Annotated in this window: 3 protein-coding genes and 2 pseudogenes; all 5 read right to left on the bottom strand. The window is 69.2% G+C overall.

Annotated elements, in window-relative coordinates:
* A pseudogene (locus D7X74_RS40420) lies at nt 1-354 on the bottom strand (serine/threonine protein kinase); the annotation flags it as partial.
* Nucleotides 355-408: 54 nt separating this feature from the next.
* Nucleotides 409-711 carry a hypothetical protein gene (locus D7X74_RS40415; protein ID WP_120538258.1) on the bottom strand — a complete coding sequence of 101 codons (303 nt, stop codon included), beginning with the start codon at nt 709-711 and terminating at the stop codon, nt 409-411.
* 113 nt (nt 712-824) lie between these two features.
* Nucleotides 825-2,654: a molecular chaperone DnaK gene (gene dnaK, locus D7X74_RS40410; RefSeq protein WP_120538257.1), complete on the bottom strand. Its 1,830-nt coding sequence runs from the start codon at nt 2,652-2,654 to the stop codon at nt 825-827.
* 2 nt (nt 2,655-2,656) lie between these two features.
* On the bottom strand, nt 2,657-3,523 hold the full coding sequence (gene grpE / locus D7X74_RS40405) for a nucleotide exchange factor GrpE (RefSeq protein WP_120538259.1): 867 nt from the start codon (nt 3,521-3,523) through the stop codon (nt 2,657-2,659).
* 95 nt (nt 3,524-3,618) lie between these two features.
* Nucleotides 3,619-3,801, bottom strand: a pseudogene (locus D7X74_RS44675) (hypothetical protein); the annotation flags it as partial.

The raw sequence follows: 3,801 nt of genomic DNA, 5'->3' as shown, positions 1-3,801 counted from the left end.
GTCCACCACCAGCCCCAGCCCGCCCAGGTTGAGCCGCCCCAGGGTGAGCTGTACGCAGAAGAGCGTGCGGCCATCGCGAAGCCGCTGGGGCCCCGTCCAGTGCGCCGCCTCGAAGACGTCCGCGCCCAGCTCCCCCAGCACCCGCGTCAGCACCGGGCCGCGCGTGCCCCGCAGCGACACGAAGCCCGCGCGCGCGTGCACCATCCGCGCGCACTGCGTGAGGAACACGTCCAGGCCGGTGTCCAGGTCCAGACCCCGCTCCAGACAGTCCTCGAGGATGTCGTCGGCCATCCGGTTCACGGCCGTCAGGCCGCGCAGGAAGGCGAGCTCTTCTTCCGGGGAATGGAACTCCACGCTCCCATCAATACCCGAAAAGCCGGCGCAGAGAAGCGCCCGGGAGGTGGGGCGTCAGACGCGCTCGCGGTCCAGGCGCACCGCCGAGGGCAGGCGCTCCGGCAGTTCCGGGGAGGCCCGGGTGACGGGGTGCTCCAGCATGCCGTGCCGGTCCAGCATGTGCTCCAGGTGCGCCACGCGGGCGCGCAGCCCCTCCAGCTCCCCGGCGGACACCTGCCCGCGGGCCTGGACCTCGCGCACGCGCAGCCACGTCTCCACCACGGGCTTGAGGGCGAAGCGCAGCGTGAGGCCGAGCAAAGGCACGCCGATGGTCATGCCGGTGACCATGATGACCATCACGGCTTCTGTCAGTTCCATGAGGGGGCTCCGAGGAAGAAAGAGGCGGACCCCGGGCCTACGAACGCAGGCGCCGGGCGATTGCAGGCCCCGGCGTTTTCCCACCGACCGGACAGCGGAGGCCCGGCGGAGTGTCAGCCGGACTTGGCCTGGTCGCTGTAGATGGCGTCGGCGATGCGGTAGGCGCTGCCCTCCAGGCGCTGGAAGGCTTCGCGCAGGGCGCCCGCGTCGGAGGTGTTGAGGATGGAGCGCAGGCGCTCCAGGTCCGACTTGATCTCCTCGCGGTCCTTCTCCGACAGGAGGCTGGCGTACTCCTCCAGGCTCTTCTCCGTGGTGTAGATGAGCCCGTCCGCGTTGTTGCGCAGCTCCGCCAGCTCCTTCTTCTTCTTGTCGTCCGCGGAGTGCGACTGGGCGTCGGAGATCATCGTCTGGATCTCCGCCTCCGACAGGCCGGAGTTGCCCACCACGCGCACCTGCTGCTGCTTGCCGGTGCCCAGGTCGCGCGCGCTCACGTGCACGATGCCGTTCGCGTCGATGTCGAAGGACACTTCAATCTGCGGCACGCCACGGGGCGCCGGCGGGATGCCCACCAGTTCGAAGCGCGCGAGCGTCTTGTTGTCCGCCGCCATCTCGCGCTCGCCCTGCAGGACGTGCACGGACACGAGCGGCTGGTTGTCCACCGCGGTGGAGAACACCTGGCCCTTCTTGCAGGGGATGGTGGTGTTCTTGTCGATGATCTTCGTGAACACGCCGCCCGCGGTCTCCACGCCCAGCGACAGCGGCGTGACGTCCAGCAGGAGGACGTCCTTCACCTCGCCCTTGAGCACACCACCCTGGATGGCGGCGCCCACGGCGACGACCTCGTCCGGGTTGATGCCCTTGTGGGGCTCCTTGCCGAAGAACTCCTTCACCTTCTGCTGCACGCGGGGCATGCGCGTCATGCCGCCCACCAGGAGCACCTGGTTGATGGCCTGCGCGGTGACACCCGCGTCCTTGAGCGCGATGCGGCACGGCTCGATGGAGCGGTCGATGAGGTCCGCGACCAGCGCCTCGAAGGTGGACCGGTCGATGGTCTCCGTGAGGTGCTTGGGACCGGACGCGTCCGCGGTGATGAACGGGAGGTTCACCTCCGTCTCCGGGGCGCTGGACAGCTCGTGCTTGGCGCGCTCGGCGGCTTCCTTCAGGCGCTGGAGCGCCATGCGGTCCTTGCGCAGGTCCAGGCCGTTGTTGCCTTCGGCGAAGCGCTTGGCCAGGTAGTCGATGAGCCGCTGGTCGAAGTCCTCGCCGCCCAGGAACGTGTCGCCGTTCGTGCTCTTCACCTCGAACACACCGGAGGTGAGCTCGAGGATGGAGATATCGAACGTGCCGCCGCCCAGGTCGTAGACGGCGATGCGCTCCGTGGGGCTGTCCTTCACCTTGTCCAGGCCGTACGCGAGCGCCGCGGCGGTGGGCTCGTTGATGATGCGCAGCACGCTCAGGCCCGCGATGCGGCCCGCGTCCTTGGTGGCCTGGCGCTGGCTGTCGTTGAAGTACGCGGGGACCGTGATGACGGCCTCGGTGACGGGCTCACCGAGATAGTCCTCCGCCGTCTGCTTCATCTTCATCAGCACGATGGCGCTGACTTCCGGCGGGCTGTAGCCCTTGCCGCGGATCTCCACCCACGCGTCGCCGTTGGGGCTGGCGGCCACCTTGAAGGAGCTGACGCCAATGGCCTTGCGCGCCTCCGGCGAGTCGTACTTGCGGCCGATGAGGCGCTTGGCCGCGAAGACCGTGTTCTCCGGGTTGGTGATGGCCTGCCGTTTGGCGATCTGCCCCACCAGGCGCTCACCGGAGTCGGTGAAGCCCACCATGGACGGCGTGGTGCGGCTGCCTTCGCTGTTGGGGATGACCACCGGCTCGCCGCCTTCCATGACGGCGACGCAGGAGTTCGTGGTGCCCAGGTCGATACCAATCACCTTCGCCATGACTACTGACTCCCCCCGGAGGAACTCTCGGAATCCGCGGGCGCCTGGGGCGCCTCGTTGCTGCTGGACTGCGAATCGGTGCTGGCGGGCGCTTCCGCGACGGCGGCGGCGGCCGGCGGCGGGGCGACCTCTGGGGCGCGCGCGACGACGACCATCGCGGGACGCACCAGCCGCTCATTGAGGTGGAAGCCTCGCGCCACCTCATAGACGACGTGGCCGGCGGCGACCTCCGCGGTCTCCACCTGCTGGATGGCTTCGTGCAGGCGCGGGTCGAAGGGCTGCCCCTTGGCGCTGAAGCCCTTCACGCCGTGGCGGGACAGCGCGTCCTCGAAGGACTTGCGCGTCATGGCCACGCCCTTCTGGAAGCTGTCGAAGTCGGTGGACTTGCTGGCGGCGTCGAGCGCGCGGTCCAGGTTGTCCATGACGGGGAGCAGGTCCTTGAGGAGCTTCTCCGCGCCGAACTTCTGGACGTCCTCCTTCTCCTTCTGCGCGCGCTTGCGGTAGTTCTCCAGGTCCGCGGCGGCGCGCAGGGCGCGCTCCTGGAAGTCCTTGGCGCGCTCGTGCGCTTCCTTCAAGCGCTCCAGCGTCTCGCGGGCCTTGGCCTGGCTGAAGTCCAGCTGCGCGCGCAGCGACTCCACCTCCTGCCGGAGCGCGGCCGCGTCCTCGGTGGGGGGAGTGACCTCGGGGGTGGATGCGGCCGCTTCGGATTCGGAGGCGGCGACGTCCACCTCCACCTCCGTCCCTGAACCTGCGGTGTCCGCGCCTTCGTCCATCCGACGCTCGACGCTGGCAACCGCCTCGTCGATCACGTCCTGCCCGATGTCCGTCTGGATGCTGCCCTTGTCATTGGTGCCCGACACGGCGCGCACTATCTCACGCGCCGGGGAGCGATCCAACAGGACCCGAGGGAGGGGCCACGCCGCGCCCTGCATGCGGGCAGGCGCGGTTCATGCGCAGCGGAACTTCACGCTCCGGGCGCGGGTTTCTTGCGTCCCAACGTTTTCTTGGAAGCCGATTTCTTCGCGACCCTGGCGCCTTTCGGGGCGGGGGCCGGGGCGGCGGCGCTCTTCTTGCGGCCAATGGACTTGGGGACCTTCGCCTTGTCCGCGCTCTTCGCCTTGTCCGCGCTCTTCGCCTTGGGCGGGGA

Source organism: Corallococcus sp. CA047B (genome assembly GCF_003612065.1).
GTDB classification, from domain to species: domain Bacteria; phylum Myxococcota; class Myxococcia; order Myxococcales; family Myxococcaceae; genus Corallococcus; species Corallococcus praedator.
Note: the sequence above shows the minus strand (reverse complement) of the source record. Positions and strands in the feature narration are given on the sequence as shown.

Bases quoted from the DNA above. Each gene is read 5' to 3' on its own strand.
- D7X74_RS40415 (WP_120538258.1), bottom strand. From the start codon at position 711: ATGGAACTGACAGAAGCCGTGATGGTCATCATGGTCACCGGCATGACC.
- dnaK (WP_120538257.1), bottom strand. From the start codon at position 2,654: ATGGCGAAGGTGATTGGTATCGACCTGGGCACCACGAACTCCTGCGTC.